The sequence below is a fragment of the Cedecea sp. B1(4) genome (assembly GCF_059414925.1).
Map to the genome: position 1 here is coordinate 1 of NZ_JCAHMZ010000314.1, position 285 is coordinate 285.

General features: G+C 70.2%; 1 protein-coding gene. It reads right to left on the reverse strand.

Annotated elements, in window-relative coordinates; genetic code table 11:
* On the reverse strand, positions 1–276 hold a 276-nt coding region (locus ACR6JA_RS23105), incomplete at its 3' end, for an ATP-binding cassette domain-containing protein (protein WP_494599848.1).
* Between the last annotated feature and the right edge of the window lie 9 nt (positions 277–285).

A 285-nucleotide genomic window follows, 5' to 3' on the forward strand; every position in this document is an offset into this window, starting at 1 on the left:
CACGCCGATCCCCATGCGCCGCTGGATGTCCTGGATGAGCGCCAGGATCTGCGCCTGCATGGTCACGTCGAGCGCGGTGGTGGGCTCGTCGGCGATCATCACGTCCGGCTCCAGCGCCAGCGCCATCGCGATCACCACGCGCTGGCGCTGGCCGCCCGACAGCCGGAACGGATAGACGTGGTAGAGCGTGGCCGGGTCCGGCAGGCCGACGAAGGCCAGCAGTTCCAGCGTGCGCCGCATGCGTTCCGGGCCGGGGTAGGCGTTGTGGACGCGCATGACCTCGTT